We start from the raw sequence: 19,310 nt of genomic DNA, 5'->3' as shown, positions 1-19,310 counted from the left end.
GATGACGCGCCAGTCGGAGAGCAGGGTACACGCCGGGGCCTACGTTTCGTCGGTCGGAGCCGCGCTGCTGCTCACAGCCTGTCTCGGCGTCGAGGTTGCGCAGGCGCAGGCGATCATGCGTACGCCCACGATCAGCGTTCCCTCGCGCACGCCGACCATCTCTCCGAGCATTGCCCCGCGTGTAAGCCCCGGTGTCGCGGCGCGCGCGGTCAGCGTCGGCCGCGGCCCGCGGACGATCGCGGCCATCCCCCACACCACGTCGTCCCGCATACGGCCGACGCCGGTAATGCCCTATGCGCGCTATTCGCCGAACCTCTATCCGGCCTGCACCGCACCCTATCGCGATGCCGGGGGCGAATGCCTGGCGCAGCCGAACGCAGGCGGCGAGGGCGGTGGAAAATCAGTCAAGAAGAGCGCCGGCAAGGGGCGTGGCAACAGCACGCCGGCCGCGGTCACCTCGCGCAGCTTCGCCAAGGAGCTCATCGCCGAGATCGACGGTGCGCTCTCGCCGGCCGAGGCCGACGAACTCGCCCGTCGCCACGGCTTGACGCGCGTTGCCTCCGAGAATTTCCCGCTGATCGGCGCCACTTTCGGCCTGTTCCGCATCACCGATGGCCGGGCATACGAGACGGTGCGGCGCGAACTCGCGGCCGAGGGCAGTGTGCGCTCGCTTCAGCCGAACTTCCGTTATGTGCTCCAGGACCAGAAACCGTCGGGGCCGACCGAAGGCGATCCTGCGCAATATGCACTGACAAAGCTCCGCCTGCCGCAGGCGCATACGCTGGCGCACGGCGCCAACGTCACGGTTGCCGTGATCGATTCCGGGATCGACGCCAGCCATCCCGAACTCGCTGATTCCATCGCCGACAATTTCGATGCGCTCGGCACCACCGAGGGACCGCATGTTCACGGCACTGGCATCGCGGGTGCCATCGTCGCGCATGGCCGGCTGATGGGCAGCGCGCCCGAGGCGCGCATCATCGCGATCCGCGCCTTCGGCGGCCCTGCGGGCGGGGCCGAGAGCTCGTCCTACATCATCCTGCGCTCGCTGAACTATGCTGCCGAGCACGGCGCGCAGATCGTCAATATGAGCTTTGCGGGCCCCAAGGACGCCCTGATCGAGCGGGCCATCGCCGCGAGCGCCGCGCGTGGCCTCGTGCTGATCGCGGCCGCCGGCAATGCCGGGGCCAAATCGCCGCCGCTCTATCCCGCCGCCAATCCCAACGTGATCGCGGTCAGTGCGACCGACCAGCAGGACCGGCTGTTCACCGCCTCCAATCGCGGCAACTACATCGCGGTCGCAGCTCCCGGCGTCGACATCTTCCTGCCGGCGCCTGACGGCAAATACCAGATGACGTCCGGAACCTCCTTCTCCGCCGCCTATGTCTCCGGCGTCGCGGCGCTGCTGCTCGAGCGCAACCATGCCTTGAAGCCGGAAGCGCTGCGCACGACGCTGGCGAAGACCGCGCGCGACCTCGGTTCACCCGGCCGTGATGATCTGTTCGGCGACGGCGAGGCCGATGCGTTTGCCGCGGTCATGGCCGTTCCGGCCGACAGTGCGACGCCGGTTGCGGCGGCATCCGGTACAACAAAACGTGAAGATGCCGGGAAGCGTCCCGACGAGCCCGGCATCCGCGCCATCGAGCAACCCTCGTTGTCGAGCGCAGACGAAAAATCCGCGATTTCTCAGGCGGATAGGCCGGCGCCGCGGTAGCGGCTGCGACAAGACGCGCGCGCCCGCCGAAGGTCAAAAAAGCGAATGCCGCGTTGAACGTTCAGCCAGCTGCCACGACCAAATTATGTGGGAGCGGTCATCCCTCCCCATCGGTCATATCAGGCGCGAGCGCCCATCCACCCCAAGCGCCCATATGGCTCGACCCGTCCGGTTGTCCCCCCGGACGGGTCTTTTCTTTGTGGGCATCCAATTTTAAAGCCTCGCGATCGTTCAGCTTCCGGTTGAAGGACCGCACCCGCGTCCGCCGCGTCGCTCGCGCGGCACGCCGCAAGCCGGTCATGCTTGTGCGAAGCTTGACTCGAAAACATAGCAAATCTCCGCACGATTACGGTGCTCGATGGCGGACGCGGTGTCGTTGCTGGACAAGTCAAAACTTTTCCACAAAATAATCATGTCGCGTCTAAATTGATTCGTGTGCGTTGCGTCCCCGCGTCCGTGTTTTCTCCTGACGGGCTGGTTCATGACACATCGCCAAGAAGTCGTTCGCGACGTGGCCGTTAGCCGCGACATTGCGGCACGCTGGTGCGCTCTCGCGGAGCAGCGGCTGCAACATCTCTCCGAAATGTTCGAGACCGGACGCTGGCGCCGCTACCACTCCGAGATCGCATTTCTCGAAAATATCCAGGAGGCCAAGCGTGCGGTCCAGACCTGGCGCGCCCTTGCAACGGGCGCGGACGTCGCTGCGGCAGCCGCCAGCGTGACGCCCGCCTTCGGCTGGTCGCCGGCAACGATGCCGCGCGTATTTCCGCGCGACCAACAGGCGCAGACCGTGCAGCCGAAGGCCGTCCACATCGCGCCCGAGACCGCGGTGCCGGTCAGGCTCGATCCCACGCCGGACGTTCTCGCCGACGTTACCGAAGCCCCGATCGCACCGCTCTCCGCGCCACCCGCGATGGCATCGCGCACGGCACCTGCCGTTATGGCGCCGGCCACGGCGGCAACGCTACTGCCGCAATTCTCCCCACCTCCCGCCGAAATCGTCGCCGCCCCCGAGCGCGTCGTCGAATTCACCTTCAGCCTCGATGGCCTGGAGGCCAAATACCCGCTGCTGCGCAACGCGTTCTAACGCCGCACCGCATTCCCGCCGACCACCACCTGCGCGAACCGCTGCGCACCGTCGGCTGACAGGTCGGACGTCACGGCGCGCGCGTGGTCCAGCCCGACCACGGCGCCGCGCGGGGTCTCCGAGATCATGTTGTTGTTGACGAGCGCGGTGCCGGCACCGGGCATCACGGAGACGCCGATGCCTGCCAGCGCCTTGCGGATCACGTTGCCGGTGATGGCGACGTCGCGCAGATACTTGCCCCAGCCCGCGACGATGCCGTAGGACGGCGCGTTCTCGATCACGTTGCCGGTCACCGAGGAATCCGCCTCGATATAAATGCCGACGCCGGCATCGTCGTCCGGCGCGGTGCCGATCGGCCGTTTCGGGATCAGGTTGCGGATGATGTTGCCCTGGACCACGGCGATGCGGCCACCCTCGTTGAAATTGCAGACGGAGACACCGACGGCGGCGCCATCGACAATGTTGTTGGCAATCACCGCGGCCTCGAACGCGAACTCCGAATAGAGCGCGACCTCGCGCACGTCGCTGACGCTGTTGCCGGTGATATGGATGTTCGAGGCGGAGTTGCCACGCACGGCGGAGTAATCGCAATTCCTGATGCGGTTGCCGCGCACGATCACGTTGCCGGCGCGAAAGGCATTGATGGCGTTGCCGTACTGGCCGGAGCCGCCGGGGCCGGCCTTGATGTCCTCGATGCGGTTGTCAGCGACCAGCGTGCCGTCGTCGCCGATCGCGGTGCGCAGGATCTCGATGCCGTTATCGTTGGTGCCGGTGATGGTGTTGCGGGAGACGCTGAGGCCCCGGGCATCGAACGAGACGACCGCCGTCACTGCGACATTGGAGAAGATGTTACCGGAGATGTCGCCTGAGACCTGCTCGAGCCAAATGCCGCTGCCGCCGGAGCCGATGATCATGCAATCGGTGATGCGGACGTCGCGGCCGCCGAGGACGTGGATCAGGCCGCGCCGCGTCGGCAGCGGAATGTTGCCACCATCGAACGTGATGCCGGTGAGGCCGATGGAGTCAGCGCCGTCGCTCTGGATCGCCGACGCGCCCCCAGTGAAGACGAATTTCGTCGCACCGCGCACGCCGATCAGCTGCGCGCCGCTCGGTAGCCGTAATAGTCCAGTGCGGTAGATGCCGGGCGGCAAGGCGAGCGGCATCTGCGTCCGCGCGCTCTCATCGATCGCACGTTGGAGCGCGCGGGTCTGGTCCTCGCTGGCGCCGGGCCGCACACCGTATTGCGTGGCGTCGCGGCCGAGCAGGGACGTCAGCGGCGCCGCGCGCGCAGCATCGGCCGGCACGGCGAGCGCGCCGGCGATGCCCGCGGTCGAGGCTCCGATGAGGTGACGGCGATTGAGGTCCATGACGCGTCCTCCGGCGGACGCGGGACGTGTCCGCGGGGACTAGGTAGCTCAGGACGGCCGGTGGCGTGAGGATTGTTCGCGGTAGGGTTAAATGTTTACGTAAGCAAGGTGCGGTAGGGGTTACGGCCCCAGCGTGTTCCGTTCCTTCCGCGCCAATCGCACCATCTCCATCAGCATCGCTTCGCCCGCATCCACCAGTTCCTCCAGCGTGATCCGGGGTGCGCCCTTGCGGCGCACCGCGCCGCTGCGCGCGAGCAGCGGGATGTGGATGAACGCCGCAAGCCTGGGCCCGCCCGCTCTCACATTCTCGATCGCGCGCCAGCTCAGATAGTTGCAGAGGTAGGCGCCGGCATCGCGCGAGGCGCGCGCATCGATGCCGGTGAGGCGTGCGGCGCGCAGCAGCCTTGCGGTGTGCGGACCGAACGTCATCGCGTCCGCATCGCCGGCGATGCCGCGCTTGCTCGAGCGGGTGTTGGCGGCATCCGGCCAGAGCATGGTGACCGCATTGCGGGCGCGGGTCTCGATGCGCAAGTAAGGCGTGCGTGCGGCGAGGCCGAACATCAGAAGTGCATCCGGCTTCACCTTCGCGAGCACGTCAGGCAATTGCCGGTCGACCGCAGCATAGGTGACCGGGAAGATGTGGCTTGCGATCGCAACATTATCGAGCGCCGGGCGGCGCAGCTGCGCCAGCCGCGCTATCAGCGGCTGGGTCGGGTTAAACGGCGCGCCGGGAAACGGCCCGAAGCCGGTGAGGAGAATGCGGAGCCTTTCGCTCATTGCAGCAACTCCAGCATCTGCTCCGCGGCGAGGGCCGGCGTGAGATGGCCGTCGGCGACCTCGGCCTCGATCTTCCGGACCTTGGTCCGCACCGACGCCTCGCTGCGCAGCCGCGCCAGCATGCGCTGCTCCAGCATCGACCACATCCATTTCACCTGCTGATCGCGCCGCCGCGCGGCAAACTCGCCGGATGCGCTCATCGCCTTGCGGTGATCAAGGATCCTCTGCCAAATTCTCGCGATTCCGTCGCCGGTGAGCGCCGAATAGGTCTCGACCGGTGGGTGCCAATGCTCGGACCGCGGCGCGAGGATGTGCAGCGCGCCGCGGTAGTCAGCGGCCGTGATCTTGGCGCGCTTGAGGTTGTCGCCGTCGGCCTTGTTGATGGCGATCATGTCGGCGAGCTCGACCAGGCCCTTCTTGATCCCTTGCAGTTCGTCGCCGCCGCCCGGCAGCATAAGTGCGAGGAAGAAATCGGTCATGTCGCAGACCGCCGTCTCGGATTGGCCGATGCCGACGGTCTCGACCAGCACGACGCCGAAGCCTGCGGCTTCGCAAATCAGCATTGCCTCGCGTGTCTTGGCCGCGACGCCCCCGAGCGTGCCCGAAGACGGCGAGGGGCGGATGAAGGCATCGGTGGAGGCCGACAGCCGCGCCATCCGGGTCTTGTCGCCGAGGATCGAGCCGCCGCTGCGCGCTGAGGACGGATCGACCGCGAGCACTGCGACCTTGTGGCCTTGTTCGATCAGATACGTGCCGAGCGCGTCGATCGTGGTGGACTTGCCGACGCCCGGAGAGCCGGTGATGCCGACGCGCACCGCCTTGCCGGTGTCGGGCAGCAGCATCTGCACCAGTTCGCGCGCCAGCGCCTGATGGTCGGAGCGCCGGCTCTCCACCAGCGTGATAGCCCGCGCCAGCGCCGCGCGGCTGCCGGCGCGCACGTCGCGGGCGAGGGATTGGGTGTCCGGCGAGGCCTTCTTCTCAGTCATGCCCTGCTTTACAACGGCCCGGCTGGGCAGGCGAGGGCGCTCGCCTGCAAATCACCGGGATGTTGCCGCCGCCGCCTGGGGCGGTTTCATCTTGCGCCACACCCACACCATTACCGGCCACAGCAGGGCGCCGATTGCCATCGCGGCGAGGATCGCCGCGACTGGGCGCTCGAAGAACGGCAGGATGCTTCCGTCCGACTTGATCAACGAGGTGACGAAAGCCTGCTCGACCATGGTGCCCATGACGATGCCGAGCACCATGGCTGCCACGGGATAGCCGTTCGCTTCCATGATATAGCCGATCACGCCGAAGGCGGCGACGGTGACGACGCCAAACATGTTGTTGCCGATCGCGAACGAGCCGACCGCGCAGCACAGCATGATGATCGGCATCACGGTGGAGCGTGGCGCCAGCAGGATGTAGGCCGCGACCCGGATCATGGCGATGCCGAGCGGGATCATCATGATGTTCGCGATGATGAACATCAGATAGATCGCGTACATGCTCGACGCCTTCTCGGTGAACAGCGTCGGGCCGGGATTGAGTCCCTTCATGTAGAGCACGCCGATCGCGATCGCGGCGATGGTGTCGCCGGGGATGCCGAACAGCAGCGATGGCACCCAGCCGGAGGCGATGCTGGCGTTGTTGCTGGCTCCGGCCTCGACCAGGCCTTCGACGTGACCGGTGCCGAACTTTTCAGGCTCCTTCGAGAAGCGCTTCGACATCGCGTAGGAGACCCAGGCGGCCATGTCGGCGCCGGCGCCGGGCAGCACGCCGATGATGATGCCGACGATATTCCCGCGCGTCATCTGCCAATGATACTTCTTGGTCAGCTTCCACTGGCCGGCCATGATGCTTCCGAATTTTCGTCGCGGCAGCGGTGGCGGCTCGGGCGTCAGCATCGCGCGCATCACCTGCGCCACCGCGAACACGCCGACCAGCGCCGGGATCGGTTCGATGCCGCCGAACAGATCGGTGAGGCCGAAGGTGAAGCGCGGGACGCCGCCGGGATTCTCGATGCCGATGCAGGAGACCAGCAGGCCGATGAACATGCCGGCGATCGCCTTCACGGGCGAGGAGCGCGCGACCAAAGTGGCACACATCAGGCCGAGCAGCGCCAGCCAGAAATATTCGAACGTCGAGAACGACAGCGCGATCTCGGCGAGCGGCGGCGCCAGGATCATCAGCGACAGCACGCCGGCGATGCCGCCGACCGCGGAGAACCAGACGCCGGCCCCGAGCGCGAGCTCGGCCTGGCCCTTGCGGGTCATGGCATAGGCTTCGTCGGCATAGGCGGCGGAAGCCGGCGTGCCGGGAATGCGCAGCAGCGCGCCGGGAATGTCGCCGGAGAAGATCGCCATCGAGGACGCCGCGACGATGGTCGCAATCGCCGCGATCGGCGACAGGTAAAAGGTGACGGGGACGAGCAGGGCGGTCGCCATCGTCGCCGACAGGCCCGGCAGCGAGCCGATCACGAGCCCGTACACGGAGGCCGCGAACATCGCGATGATGACCTCCCAGGTCGAGATCAGTGCGAACGCATCAATCAGGGTTTTCAGCATGGGATTACCAGGGCGTCGGCAGCAGGCCGGCAGGCAGCGGCACGCGCAACAGCTTGCCGAAAATGAGGTGAATGGCGAATGGCGAGAGCGCCGCGAGCGGCAGCGCCAGCTTCCACTTCGCCCCCAACGCGGTCGAGGTCACGTAGACCATGATCGCGGCAGCGAGGATGAAGCCGAGCCGGTCGGCGGCAAAGACGTAGAACAGCAGCAGCGCCGGCGGCAGCAAGGCGCGAAGGCCGTAGAGCTTGCCCTGCGGCGGCGGGCTGGCGGCCTGACCGTTCTCGAGCGGGACCAGCTCTTCCTCCTCCTCGAAGGAATGGCCGATGCCGAACACGATCGCGAGCCCGCACAGGGCGAGCCCGGTGCCGATCACCAGCGGAAACACGTTGGGGCCGACCGGCTGGCCCGGCACCGGCGGCAAGATCCAACCGCCATAGGCGGCGGCCGCGCCGAGTGCGACGAGAAACGATCCCGTGACGGAGTCGGGAAGACGCATGGGAGAGTCCTATGAGAAGTGCACTCCCTCTCCCCGCGTGGGTTGGGCTAGCGCATATGATGAAGCTGCTCGGCCTGCATGGTTCGAGACGCCCGCTTTCGCGGGCTCTTCACCATGAGGGTTTGATATCTCGCCGCAAAACGCGACCTCATCCTGAGGGCCCGCCGTAGGCAGGCGTCTCGAAGGATGGGCTGCAAGCGAGCTACTCGCCACGTTCTTCATATGCGACAGCCCTGCCGCTCGCGCGGAGAGGTGAAAATCACGCCTTGCTCAGGCCCGCCGCCTTCATCGCCTCGCCCATCTGGGCGTCGCCCTTGTCCATGAAGGCGGCGAAATGGGCGGCATCGCCCCACACGGTGCCGAAGCCGCGATTGCTCATGAAGTCCTTGAACTCGGCTGAGTCGTAGACCTTCTTCAGCGCTGCGGTCAGCTTCGTTGCGATCTCCGGCGGCAGGTTCTTCGGGGCGCCGATGCCGCGCCAGGCACCGGTCGCGTAGTCGATGCCCATCGCCTCCTTCAATGTCGGCACGTCCTTGAAGATCGGGTTGCGCGCCGGCGCCATGATGGCAAGGCTCCTGGCCTTGCCAGCCTCGATGATGGCGCGCGCTTCCGGCACCGAGCAGGTGGTCAGGTCGAGGCCACCGGCGGCGAGATCCTGCATCGCGGGCGCTGCGCCATTTGACGGCACCCAGGCGACCTGGTTGGCAGGCAGGCCCATCGCCTGCATCCAGCCGACCAGCGCCAGATGCCAGATGCCGCCCTGGCCGGTGCCCGAAGCCTTGAACTTGCCCGGAGGCGCCGCCTTGATCGCGTCGGCGAGCTCCTTGACCGTCTTGTAGGGCGAGGAGGAGGAGACCTGGATGCCGGGCGGATCCTCGTTCATCAGCGCCAGCGGCGTGTAGCTCTTTGGCGTCAGCTCGGTGAGGCCTTGCCAGTGCATCATCGAGATTTCGACCGTGAGCATGCCGATCGTGTAGCCGTCGGGCTGCGCGCTCGCGATCGCGCTATGGCCGACGACGCCGGAGCCGCCGGTGCGGTTGACCACGTTGAAGGGTTGGCCGAGATCCTTCTCCAGCAGCGCCGCGACGATGCGCGCGGTCGCATCGGTGCCGCCGCCCGCGCCCCAAGGCACGATCACGGTGACCGGACGCGCCGGATAGGCTTGTGCGAGTGCCGGCTTGAACCCGAAAGCGGCGGATGCCGCGACCGCGGCAGACGAGGCCGCAAAGGCGCGGCGGGTGATCTTGGACATTGAATGCCTCCCAGCGGCGCCCGCGACGTCGAGCGCTCTTGTCAACGGCGGCATTCTAGTCGGCTTTGCGGCGGCGCCGCAAGGTAGCGCTACCAGCGAGATCGCCGTTTGTGTGAAACCATCGGACAGGCAGTCGGAAATCGGGTGGGTTTTGCCGGCGCAAGTCGCCAACCTCAGCGCGCAACAAGTGCCAAAGGCAAGCCATGACCCAAGCCTATTACAGCACGGTGCTGGATCACCCGCTGGACGAAGTCTGGTCGCTAATTCGCGACTTCAACAACTATCCCGTTTATATCGACGATAATCGTCGCGGACGTGCGAGCTGAAGATGGAGAGCTTCGATACGCCCTTGCCTTTGATGGCATCCGCGTTCTTGCGTATTGCAGCAATGATTTCGTCAGGTGTCATGGACACAACCTGGCCGGGCGCACGACCAGTCCATCACTACTCCGCCGCCTCGCTATGCCCAAGCCGGACGTTCAGCTTGCGGATCAGTTCCTCCGCCGCATCGGCGATCACGGTGCCCGGCGGGAAGATGGCTTCGGCGCCGGCCGCGTACAGCGCGTCGTAATCCTGCGGCGGCACTACGCCGCCGACGATGATCATGATGTCGTCGCGGCCCTGCTTCTTCAGCGCGGCCTTCAGTTCCGGCACCGCCGTGAGGTGGGCGGCGGCGAGCGAGGAGACGCCGAGGATGTGCACGTCGTTCTCGACCGCCTGCCGCGCAGCTTCGTCGGCGGTCGCGAACAGCGGCCCGATGTCGACGTCGAAGCCGATGTCGGCGAAGGCTGACGCGATCACCTTCTGGCCGCGGTCATGGCCGTCCTGGCCGATCTTGGCCACCAGGATGCGCGGGCGGCGGCCTTCCGCCTCCTCGAAGGCGTCGATCAGCGCCTGAACCTTCTCGACCTGGTTTCCCATGCTGGAGGCCTCCCGCTTGTAGACGCCGGTGATGGACTTGATCTCGGCGCGATGCCGGCCGAACACCTTCTCCATCGCCTCCGAAATCTCGCCGACGGTCGCCTTGGCGCGCGCCGCGTCGATGGCGAGCGCGAGCAGATTGCCGTTGCCTTCTCTGGCCGAGCGCGTCAGCGCGGCGAGGGCGGCATCGACGTCCTTCTGATTGCGCTCGGATTTCAGCCGCGTCAGCTTGTCGATCTGCAAGCGGCGGACATTGCTGTTGTCGACTTTGAGGATCTCGATCGGCGCCTCATCGGTCGGCTTGTACTTGTTAACGCCGATCACGGCCTGCTTGCCGGCATCGATGCGGGCCTGTGTCTTGGCCGAGGCTTCCTCGATGCGCAGTTTCGGCACGCCCGCCTCGATCGCCTTGGCCATGCCGCCGAGCTCCTCGACCTCCTGGATGTGGCTCCAGGCCTTGGCGGCGAGGTCGCGCGTGAGCCGCTCGACATAATACGAGCCGCCCCAGGGATCGATGATGCGCGTGGTGCCGCTCTCCTGTTGGAGGAAGAGCTGGGTGTTGCGAGCGATGCGCGCCGAGAAATCGGTCGGCAGCGCCAGCGCTTCGTCGAGCGCGTTGGTGTGCAGCGACTGGGTATGGCCTTGGGTGGCCGCCATCGCCTCCACCGTGGTACGCATGACGTTGTTGAAGACGTCCTGAGCGGTCAGCGACCAGCCTGAGGTCTGGCTATGCGTGCGCAGCGACAGCGAGCGCGGGTCTTTCGGATTGAATGGCTTCAGCAGCTTCGCCCAGAGCAGGCGCGCGGCGCGCAGCTTGGCGACCTCCATGAAGAAGTTCATGCCGATCGCCCAGAAGAACGACAGGCGCGGCGCGAAGCGGTCGACGTCGAGGCCTGCAGCGAGTCCGGCACGCAGATATTCGACGCCATCGGCGAGCGTGTAGGCGAGCTCGAGGTCCTGCGTCGCACCGGCCTCCTGCATGTGATAGCCGGAGATCGAGATCGAGTTGTATTTCGGCATCCTCGTGGAGGTGTAGGCGAAGATGTCCGAAATGATCCGCATCGATGGCGCGGGCGGATAGATATAGGTGTTACGCACCATGAATTCTTTCAGAATGTCGTTCTGAATGGTGCCCGAGAGTTTTTCCGGCGGCACGCCCTGTTCCTCGGCGGCCGCGACATAGAGCGCCAGGATCGGCAGTACCGCGCCGTTCATGGTCATGGACACGCTCATCTGATCGAGCGGAATCCCTGCGAACAGCGTGCGCATGTCGTAGATGGAATCGATCGCGACGCCGGCCATGCCGACGTCGCCGCCGACGCGCGGATGATCGCTGTCATAGCCGCGATGCGTGGCGAGATCGAAGGCGACCGAGAGGCCCTTCTGTCCAGCGGCGAGATTACGGCGATAGAACGCGTTGGAATCCTCTGCCGTGGAGAAGCCGGCATATTGCCTGATGGTCCAGGGCTGGTTGACATACATGGTCGGGTAGGGACCGCGCAGAAAGGGCGCGATGCCGGGATAGGTCTCGAGGAAATCGAGGCCGGCAAGATCGGCCTCGCCATAAGCGGGTTTTACGAGAATGCCCTCGGGCGTCAGCCACGGCTCGGCGCTGCCTAATGGCGCTGTGGTTGCGGTCCGCTCGAAGGCGACATCGGCGAAATTGGGAATGCGGCTCATCTCTTGGAATCCTCAAAGCTGCGATGATGCTCGATCAGCCTTTGCACATTCTTCTTGTAGACCGGATCATCCAGCCGGCTCTCAGTCATCGCTCAAGTCCCGCTCCGCGGCAAGCGCGCGAAAAGCTCGACAAACTTCCATTCTGCGAGACCTAGCAAGCTTTGTCCGAGCAGCTGAAACACCGGACGGCCTCAATCATGATCCGGATGCTGATAGCTGACGATGGTCGCCATCTTCTCCGGTCCGTAATTCTGCTGGGTGGTCTGGCTCGGCAAATTGGAGATGCCGACTACCCAGCCGAGGCGAGATTCGGTGCCGAACTGCCGCGTTGGGACAACGTGGTCGGGGCGGTCGAACGTGCCTGTCATGATCTCGATCCGGTCGCCGTCGATGCGGCCAAAGCTCAGCGGCGTGCCGCAGGCGGCGCAAAAGCCGCGCTCGGCGATGGAGGAGGAGCGGAAGAACGACGGCCGTCCCTTGGTCCAGGCAAAGTCCGTCTTGTTGATGTCGGCGAAGGAGGCGAACGGGGCGCCAGCCGCCTTCTGGCACATCCGGCAGTGGCAGATCGAGACCTTGGTCGGTGCCGTCGTGACTCGAAAGCGCACGGCCCCGCATTGGCAGCCGCCGGTGAGAACGGTTTTGCTGGTTTCGGTCATGGCTGCTCCATCCGCCGGTAGGCGTCTTGCAGCGTCGCAAGCGCATCGCCTCCGGCGAAGACGAAACCGGTGACGCCGGCCGCACGCAGCGCCGCCTCGGCATCGGTCGGGCGGCCTGCCAGATAGATATGTCGGGCGCCGGCCGTTTGCAGGGCCCGGGCGGCGGGTTCCGCGTGACCGGCATAGACCTTGTCGCTGGAACAGAGGCAGGCAAGCTCCGCGCCGGAGGCCTTGAACGCGGTAGCAAGCTTGGACGGATCGGCAAAACCCTCGCTGTCGAGGGCCTGGATGCCGCCAGCCTCGAAGAAGCTCTTGGCAAACGTCGCCCGCGCGGTGAAATCGGCGGGCGTGCCGAGATTGGCCAGGAACACCTTTGGCCGGGCGCCACGTGCTTTCAACGCGGCATCCGACTTGTCACGCAACGCCTCGAACGGTTCCGCCAGCCGGATCGGCGACAGTGCATCGAATTTGTATTTTTGCTCACCGTAAGGCGGAAGCGCGATTGGCGTCACCTTCAGCACGGCCGTCTCGCTCTCATGCAGGTTCGGAAACTCGCTGGCGCCGGTCAGCACGTCTCGGCGTTTTGCGATGTTGGCCTCGCGCGCCTTTCGCGTAGCCGCTACTTTACTTTGAAAAATACCCTGCTGAAGCGCGGCAAAGGCGCCGCCGGCTCTCTCGCTCTCCTGGAACAGCGCCCAAGCGGCCTCGCACAGCTGCGCGGTCAGCGTCTCGATGCCGCCGGCGCCCGCCGCGGGATCGCTGACCTTGGCGAGATTGCTTTCTTCCAGCAGCAGGGCTTGCGTGTTGCGCGCCACGCGTCGTGCGAACGGATCGGGCAGTCCGAGCGCCAGCGTATGCGGCAACACGGTGATCGCGTTGGCGCCGGCAAGCCCGGCCGCAAAGGTCGCGATGGTCGCGCGCAGCATGTTCACGTAAGGGTCGCGCTGCGTCAGCATGCGCCAGGCCGTGTCGGCAGCGATGAACAGCGGTTTCGGCGTCAGGCCACAGGCCTGCTCGATGCGCGCCCACAGCAGCCGCAGCGCGCGGAATTTGGCCATGGTCAGGAACTGGTCGGCATCGGCGGAAAGCCGCGCATAGACCATGTCCTGCGCCTGCTGCAGCGCAATGCCGGCATTTTCGATCGCGCGCAGATAGGCAACGCCGCAGGCGAGCACGAAGGCAAGCTCCTGCACTTCCGAACCGCCGGCATCGTGGATCACGCGTCCGTCGGCGGAGGCGAATGGCCCCTTGAAGCCGAGCCCAGCGAGACCCTTGATGGCGCCGGTGATGGCTGGAACGATCTCCTCCCAAGTATAGGGGCTGTGGCCCCACACCGCGCCGGCCGCGAGCGGATCAAGCCCGAAGCGGATGTTGCAGGCGGCGGGATCGAAGCCTGCGCTCTTCACATATTCCGCGACATGGATCGCGGCCATCCGCGATTGCGGACCGATCTGAAGCTCGAGGCCGATGCCGGCATCGAGATGGATGTCCTTCAAGACTCTTGCGACCGCATCGGCTGACGGTTCCAGGCCGAAGCCGTGGGCGCCGCTGTCGCCGGCGAACACCAGCGCGAGCCCCGTCGCGCCGTTCTCGAGATCGGTCAGCGCCTGCGCATTCGCGGCAGCCGCATCGGGATGGTCGATCCGCTGCATGATCTGCCAGGGCGCAGCTGGCGGCCGGCCCACCACGGGCGCAAGGCCCTTGGCGCGTGGGTAGAGCGGCTCGATCTTCAGGCCATCATAGGTCTTGCCGACCAGCTTCTCGAACGGCGCGCCCTTCAGCACGCCGTCAACCAGCTTGCGCCAGTCTTCGATCGTCGCCTTGGGGAAATCCGCCGCCAGCGGCAGGTCGTCAGTCACGGAGGTCATGCGGCGAGGGGCTCCCGAAATCTTGTTATTCGCAGGCGAAATTGCCACGGCGGACCGCCCCTGCAAACGGTTGTTTTTGGTTAACCGGTATCCGGAAGCCGCTCAATGCCTTGCGTCGAGACGCTGGCGAGCCCGTCACGCACACGAACGCCTGATATGAGGCGGTCGGGCGCGATTTCGGCCAGCGGCACCAGCACGAAGGCGCGCTCGAACAGGCGCGGATGCGGCAGGGTCAGATCGGGCTTCTGCAAGCTGACATTGTCATAGGCAATCATATCGAGATCGAGCGTGCGCGGGCCCCAGCGCCGCTCCTTGTCCCGCGTGCGGCCGAATTTCTGCTCGATCTTCTGGAGCACGAACAGCAGTGCATGCGGATCAAGGCTGGTCTCGATCTCGATGCACGCGTTGATGAAGGGCTCCTGGTCCTCATCGCCCCAGGGCGGCGTTGCATAGTCGGACGAGCGCGCGATCAGCGCGGCTTGCGCCATGCCGCAGATATGCGCGATCGCCTTGCGGAATGTCGCGCGGACATCGCCGACATTTCCGCCGAATGCGATCAAGACGCTCGCCATCTTATGGATGCCGCGAGCGCGTCAGCATGATGCCGACGTCGTCGAAGATCGCGGCGATCGGCGCATGCGGCTTGTGCACGGTGATCTTCACGGCGCGGATGCGCGGGAAATGCGACAGGATGGCATCGGCCACCGCGCCGGCGGCGCGCTCCAAGAGCTTGTAATTGGTGTTCTTGAACGCCGCCGTGGTGGTCGCCACCACTTCGGCGTAGGACACGGTATCGGCGAGCCGGTCGCTGCGCGAAGGCTCCGACAGGTCGGTATAGAGTTCGAGATCGATGACGAAGCGCTGGCCGACTTCGGTTTCGTGATCCATGACGCCGTGGCGCGCGTGGATCGACAGGCCGGTGACGAAGATCGTATCGGTCATGGCTTGCTCTCGATTGCTGCTGCTACACGCAGGGCCTGCAAGGTTTCGGCGACGTCATGGGTCCGAATGATTTTTGCGCCGCGCTGCGCGGCGATGACGTGCGCGGCGATCGATCCGGCGAGTCGCTCTTTCGGCTCCGACGGCGACACCGCGGCGATGAAGCGCTTGCGCGAGGCGCCGACCAGGATCGGCAGGCCGAACATGTCGAGTTCGCGCAGCCGCGCCAGCGCGATCATGCTCTGCTCGGCCGTCTTGCCGAAGCCGATGCCGGGATCGAGTACGATTTTGTCCCGCGCGATACCAGCCTTGGCCGCGATATCCAGCGAGCGCAGGAAGAAGGTTTTCATGTCCGTGACGATGTCGATGGTGGGGTCGGCATTGTCGCGGTTGTGCATCACGATGACCGGAACGCCTTTAGCCGCGACCAGCGGTGCCATGGCGGCGTCGCGTTGCAGGCCCCAGACGTCGTTGACGATCGCCGCGCCCTGGTCGAGCGCGAACGCCACCACCTCCGCCTTCATGCTGTCGATCGAGACGGGCGCGCCAAGCGCCACGACGCCAGCCAGCACCGGCTTCAGCCGGGCGAGCTCGCGTTCCGCTGTGACCGGCTGGGCGCCCTTGTAGGGCCGGGTGGACTCCGCGCCGATATCGATGATGTCGACGCCATCAGCGATCATCGTCCGGGCACGCTCCAAGGCCTGCTCGGGCGCGATGAACGCGCCGCCGTCAGAGAAGGAATCCGGGGTGACGTTGAGCACCCCCATCACCGCCGGAAGCGGCCGTTCCAACAGCGTCCGCAGCACGTCGGCCCCGGCCGAGCCGGCCGGCGGGACGGATGGGGAGGGCGAGGCGCTCATGCGGGTGGCTTTAGCGGTCGGGGAGGGGGAGTTCAAGACCAACCCCTCGTGTCATTGCCCGCGAAAGCGGGCAATCCAATACTCCGAGGCATTGCGACAATGTGGAGGAGGCGCGGCGTACTGGATACCCCTTCGGGGGTACGACGGAGAGAGTGTGTGGCTAATACGTAATCTTCGGCGGCAGCTTCTTCGCCTTGGCGATGATCTCGCCGACCGACTTCTCGGAAGGCAGGATGCGGAGGAGCTTCTTCTTCTCGTTCGCGTCCCGCATGCTCTGCGCGAGCCTTGCCGGATTCCGATAAGCGAGCTCGCGCACCGTGGTGACGCCGGCAGCGCGGACCAGGCCGACCTTGGCCCGGCCCATGCCGGGGATGCGCATGTAGTCAGAGACGTTGGCCCATTCGAGCAGCAGCTGCTCGCTGATGCCGGTCTTGGCAGACAGCGCCTTGCGGCCTTTCACGGTGCCGGCAGCCTCGAGCAGCGCGTCGGTGGTGCGGATTCCCTGCGCCTTCAACTTGTTGGCGGCAAAGGCCGACAGGCCCTCAATCTCGGAGATGGGATATGTCATGATTCTCGATATGAAATGCGAAAGCTTCAGGCGAATTGGCTGAGGCCCGGCGTCCCCGCGATGATCTTGCCCATCTGATCGGCTCCGATTTTGTCTCGGCCGAAGCGAAAAAGTTCACGGGCGATGTTTTGAATCTCCGACATGCCGAGTCCGAGGCCCATCAGGCGTGAGCCGACGGCCATCAGGCCACCGCCCATCAGCCGCGACAGTCCGCCGCCGCTCCCGGACGTCTCGATCACGGCTTCCGCACCGGGAATCTGGTCGATCAGGGCCTGCACGCTGTCGGAAGGACCCTCGCTGCGGAGGAAACCCAGGATAATGCCGACAGTCTTTTCAGCGACAGCACTATCTATGCTGGCGTTTGTTGCCAGCCGCCCGATCAGCTCGTCCATATGGCCTGCCCCTCAGCCGGTTCACATGCCGGAGTATTGCTTTCGAAAATGATCTTGAGCCGGTGCGATGTGAAATACAAGCGATGAACGCGACCAACGTTTCGAACGCGCGAAAAGTGTTGCAGCGATGCAAGAGCGGAGATGGAATCAGCAAGAAAATACCGCGGTGCGAATGCACCTTTCCGACTTTCGGCTGATGTTTCCGACGATGTCGCATGTCCGGACCACGTTGAATGGTTTCAATCGGCTCGCGACATGCGTTAAACTCCGGAACTGGTGTATTCGAGTTTCGATACGCGAAACTGCAGAGATCAGAGACCATAATGACCGCACAGGACAGCAAGCTCGGTGACACCGACGAGAAGATCTTCGTCGGCAAGGGAAACGAGCAGGCATGGCTGACGCTGGCGCTCGCCAATCGCCATGGCCTCGTCACCGGTGCAACCGGAACCGGCAAGACCGTGTCGCTGCAAGTGATGGCGGAAGGATTTGCGCGCGCCGGCGTTCCGGTCTTCGCAGCCGACATCAAGGGCGACCTCTCCGGCATCTCCGAGGTCGGCGAACCAAAGGATTTCATCGTCAAGCGCGCCACCGAGATGGGGCTGACGTTCCAGCCCGACCAGTTCTCGACGGTGTTCTGGGACGTGTTCGGTGAGCAGGGCCACCCGGTGCGGGCGACGGTCACCGAGATGGGACCGCTGCTGCTCGCGCGCATGCTCGACCTCAACGACGTGCAGGAAGGCGTGCTCAACGTCGCCTTCCGCGTCGCCGACGACAACGGTCTCGTCCTGATCGACATGAAGGACCTTCGCGCGCTGCTCGACGCCATCGTGCCCGATAGCGGGAAGAAGGGGCCGGACGCGGCGGCGGATCCGCTCGCCGCCATCCGCAAGGCCGCGCAGGGCTTCGGCAACGTCACCAAGGCGACCGTCGGCACCATCCAGCGCCAGCTCCTGGTGCTGGAGAACCAGGGCGGCTCCAAATTCTTCGGCGAACCGGCGCTGACGCTGAAGGACTTCATGAAGACCGACCGCGACGGGCGCGGCATGGTCAACATCCTCGTCGCCGACAAGCTGCTCCAGAGCCCGCGGCTTTATGCGACATTCCTGTTGTGGATGCTGTCGGAGCTGTTCGAGGAGCTGCCCGAGGTCGGCGACCTGCCCAAGCCGAAGCTCGTGTTCTTCTTCGACGAGGCGCATCTGTTGTTCAACGATGCGCCCAAAACGCTGATGGACAAGATCGAGCAGGTGGTGCGTCTGATCCGCTCCAAGGGCGTTGGCGTCTACTTCGTGACGCAGAACCCGGTCGACGTGCCCGATCGCGTGCTCGGGCAGTTGGGTAACCGGGTGCAGCACGCGCTGCGCGCTTTCACCCCGCGCGACCAGAAGGCGGTCGCCGCCGCAGCCCAGACCTTCCGGCCCAACCCGAAGCTCGACACCGCCAAGGTGATCATGGAGCTCGGCAAGGGCGAGGCGCTGGTGTCCTTCCTCGAGGGCAACGGCACGCCTTCGATGGTCGAGCGGGTGATGATCCGGCCGCCGTCGGCCCGGATTGGACCGATCACGCCGGAGGAGCGCAAGGCGATCATGGCTATAAGCCCGGTCAAGGGCAAATACGACACCGCTGTCGATTCCGAGTCTGCCTACGAGATTCTTCAGAAGCGCATCGCCGGCACGGCGGCAACGGCAGATGGTTCGGCAGGTGGAAGCGGTGGCGGCATCCTCGGCCAGATCGGCTCGATCGTCGGCTCTATCTTCGGCACCAACGTCAAGCGCGGCCGTCTGTCAACCGGCCAGGTCATCGCGCGCGACGTGACGCGATCGGTGACCAACCAGGTGATCGGGGGGATGGCCGCCAATATCGGCAAGTCGGTCGGCGGCCAGCTCGGCGGCTCGATCGGCCGCACCCTGGTTCGCGGCGCGCTCGGCGGATTGCTGCGGCGCTAGAGCGTGATCCGGAAAAGTGTGTGAAGCGGTTTTCCGAAAAGATCATGCTCAAACAATAACCTGAAGCGCGATGACGATTCATCCCGATCTCGTCGCGCCTTAGGCAGCACGCCCGGCCATCACGCCGCCGGAGGTTTAGCGGCCATCGGGAGGCCATCACAGCGCACAAATTCCGGTGAGGGGCTCTCCAAGCATCCGCCCGTCTGCTACGTGGTAGTCCGCCGCCGACTGGACTCCA

The 19,310-nt window shown here is 65.4% G+C and carries 18 protein-coding genes; 4 read left to right on the top strand and 14 right to left on the bottom strand.

What is annotated here, in order from left to right; genetic code table 11:
- The first annotated feature begins 1 nt into the window (after position 1).
- Complete coding sequence (locus IVA96_RS22595; protein WP_247276663.1) at positions 2 to 1,714, top strand: S8 family serine peptidase; 1,713 nt, start codon at positions 2 to 4, stop codon at positions 1,712 to 1,714.
- A gap of 511 nt (positions 1,715 to 2,225) precedes the next feature.
- Positions 2,226 to 2,801: a TIGR03809 family protein gene (locus IVA96_RS22590; RefSeq protein WP_247276690.1), complete on the top strand. Its 576-nt coding sequence runs from the start codon at positions 2,226 to 2,228 to the stop codon at positions 2,799 to 2,801.
- On the opposite strand, the gene IVA96_RS22585 is transcribed toward IVA96_RS22590, so the two are convergent.
- The 6 genes from IVA96_RS22585 to IVA96_RS22560 form a co-directional block, all read right to left on the bottom strand.
- Complete coding sequence (locus tag IVA96_RS22585) at positions 2,798 to 4,168, bottom strand: TIGR03808 family TAT-translocated repetitive protein (RefSeq protein ID WP_247419280.1); 1,371 nt, start codon at positions 4,166 to 4,168, stop codon at positions 2,798 to 2,800. The two genes, IVA96_RS22590 and IVA96_RS22585, sit on opposite strands and share 4 nt — an antisense overlap.
- Before the next feature lie 120 nt (positions 4,169 to 4,288).
- Positions 4,289 to 4,945, bottom strand: coding sequence for a pyroglutamyl-peptidase I (locus IVA96_RS22580; RefSeq protein WP_247276661.1), 657 nt, complete (start codon positions 4,943 to 4,945; stop codon positions 4,289 to 4,291).
- On the bottom strand, positions 4,942 to 5,931 hold the full coding sequence (meaB, locus tag IVA96_RS22575) for a methylmalonyl Co-A mutase-associated GTPase MeaB (protein ID WP_247276660.1): 990 nt from the start codon (positions 5,929 to 5,931) through the stop codon (positions 4,942 to 4,944). The genes IVA96_RS22580 and meaB overlap by 4 nt, the downstream gene beginning before the upstream one ends.
- 51 nt (positions 5,932 to 5,982) lie before the next feature.
- Positions 5,983 to 7,494, bottom strand: coding sequence for a tripartite tricarboxylate transporter permease (locus IVA96_RS22570; RefSeq protein ID WP_247276659.1), 1,512 nt, complete (start codon positions 7,492 to 7,494; stop codon positions 5,983 to 5,985).
- Between the two features lie 4 nt (positions 7,495 to 7,498).
- On the bottom strand, positions 7,499 to 7,990 hold the full coding sequence (locus tag IVA96_RS22565; protein WP_247276658.1) for a tripartite tricarboxylate transporter TctB family protein: 492 nt from the start codon (positions 7,988 to 7,990) through the stop codon (positions 7,499 to 7,501).
- Between the two features lie 259 nt (positions 7,991 to 8,249).
- The gene (locus tag IVA96_RS22560; protein WP_247276657.1) at positions 8,250 to 9,242 is read right to left on the bottom strand and encodes a tripartite tricarboxylate transporter substrate binding protein; all 993 of its coding nucleotides are present in this window, start codon (positions 9,240 to 9,242) and stop codon (positions 8,250 to 8,252) included.
- A gap of 203 nt (positions 9,243 to 9,445) precedes the next feature.
- Here IVA96_RS22560 and IVA96_RS35635 point away from each other — a divergent pair, with 203 nt between their 5' ends.
- Positions 9,446 to 9,568, top strand: a complete 123-nt coding sequence (locus IVA96_RS35635) for a hypothetical protein (protein ID WP_256464535.1) — start codon at positions 9,446 to 9,448, stop codon at positions 9,566 to 9,568.
- Between the two features lie 118 nt (positions 9,569 to 9,686).
- On the opposite strand, the gene scpA is transcribed toward IVA96_RS35635, so the two are convergent.
- The 8 genes from scpA to IVA96_RS22520 form a co-directional block, all read right to left on the bottom strand.
- A complete protein-coding gene (gene scpA / locus IVA96_RS22555) occupies positions 9,687 to 11,843 on the bottom strand; it encodes a methylmalonyl-CoA mutase (RefSeq protein WP_247276656.1) in 2,157 nt (718 codons plus the stop codon).
- 191 nt (positions 11,844 to 12,034) lie between these two features.
- Positions 12,035 to 12,499, bottom strand: coding sequence for a GFA family protein (locus IVA96_RS22550; RefSeq protein WP_247276655.1), 465 nt, complete (start codon positions 12,497 to 12,499; stop codon positions 12,035 to 12,037).
- Complete coding sequence (locus IVA96_RS22545) at positions 12,496 to 14,367, bottom strand: methylmalonyl-CoA mutase family protein (RefSeq protein WP_247419279.1); 1,872 nt, start codon at positions 14,365 to 14,367, stop codon at positions 12,496 to 12,498. Before IVA96_RS22545 ends, IVA96_RS22550 begins: the two co-directional genes overlap by 4 nt.
- 80 nt (positions 14,368 to 14,447) lie before the next feature.
- Complete coding sequence (gene folK, locus IVA96_RS22540) at positions 14,448 to 14,939, bottom strand: 2-amino-4-hydroxy-6-hydroxymethyldihydropteridine diphosphokinase (RefSeq protein ID WP_247276653.1); 492 nt, start codon at positions 14,937 to 14,939, stop codon at positions 14,448 to 14,450.
- A 1-nt stretch (position 14,940) separates the two neighbouring features.
- On the bottom strand, positions 14,941 to 15,309 hold the full coding sequence (folB, locus tag IVA96_RS22535) for a dihydroneopterin aldolase (protein WP_008553485.1): 369 nt from the start codon (positions 15,307 to 15,309) through the stop codon (positions 14,941 to 14,943).
- On the bottom strand, positions 15,306 to 16,166 hold the full coding sequence (folP, locus tag IVA96_RS22530; RefSeq protein WP_247276689.1) for a dihydropteroate synthase: 861 nt from the start codon (positions 16,164 to 16,166) through the stop codon (positions 15,306 to 15,308). The genes folB and folP overlap by 4 nt, the downstream gene beginning before the upstream one ends.
- A 160-nt stretch (positions 16,167 to 16,326) precedes the next feature.
- A complete protein-coding gene (locus IVA96_RS22525) occupies positions 16,327 to 16,734 on the bottom strand; it encodes a DUF4332 domain-containing protein (protein ID WP_247276652.1) in 408 nt (135 codons plus the stop codon).
- A gap of 26 nt (positions 16,735 to 16,760) precedes the next feature.
- Positions 16,761 to 17,126 carry a DUF2267 domain-containing protein gene (locus tag IVA96_RS22520; protein ID WP_247276651.1) on the bottom strand — a complete coding sequence of 122 codons (366 nt, stop codon included), beginning with the start codon at positions 17,124 to 17,126 and terminating at the stop codon, positions 16,761 to 16,763.
- A 323-nt stretch (positions 17,127 to 17,449) separates the two neighbouring features.
- On the opposite strand from IVA96_RS22520, the gene IVA96_RS22515 reads away from it, so the two are divergent.
- Positions 17,450 to 19,072: a helicase HerA-like domain-containing protein gene (locus tag IVA96_RS22515; RefSeq protein WP_247276650.1), complete on the top strand. Its 1,623-nt coding sequence runs from the start codon at positions 17,450 to 17,452 to the stop codon at positions 19,070 to 19,072.
- Positions 19,073 to 19,310: the final 238 nt, after the last annotated feature.

The sequence above is a fragment of the Bradyrhizobium sp. 159 genome, assembly GCF_023073795.1.
Taxonomy (GTDB): domain Bacteria; phylum Pseudomonadota; class Alphaproteobacteria; order Rhizobiales; family Xanthobacteraceae; genus Bradyrhizobium.
Note: the sequence above shows the minus strand (reverse complement) of the source record. Positions and strands in the feature narration are given on the sequence as shown.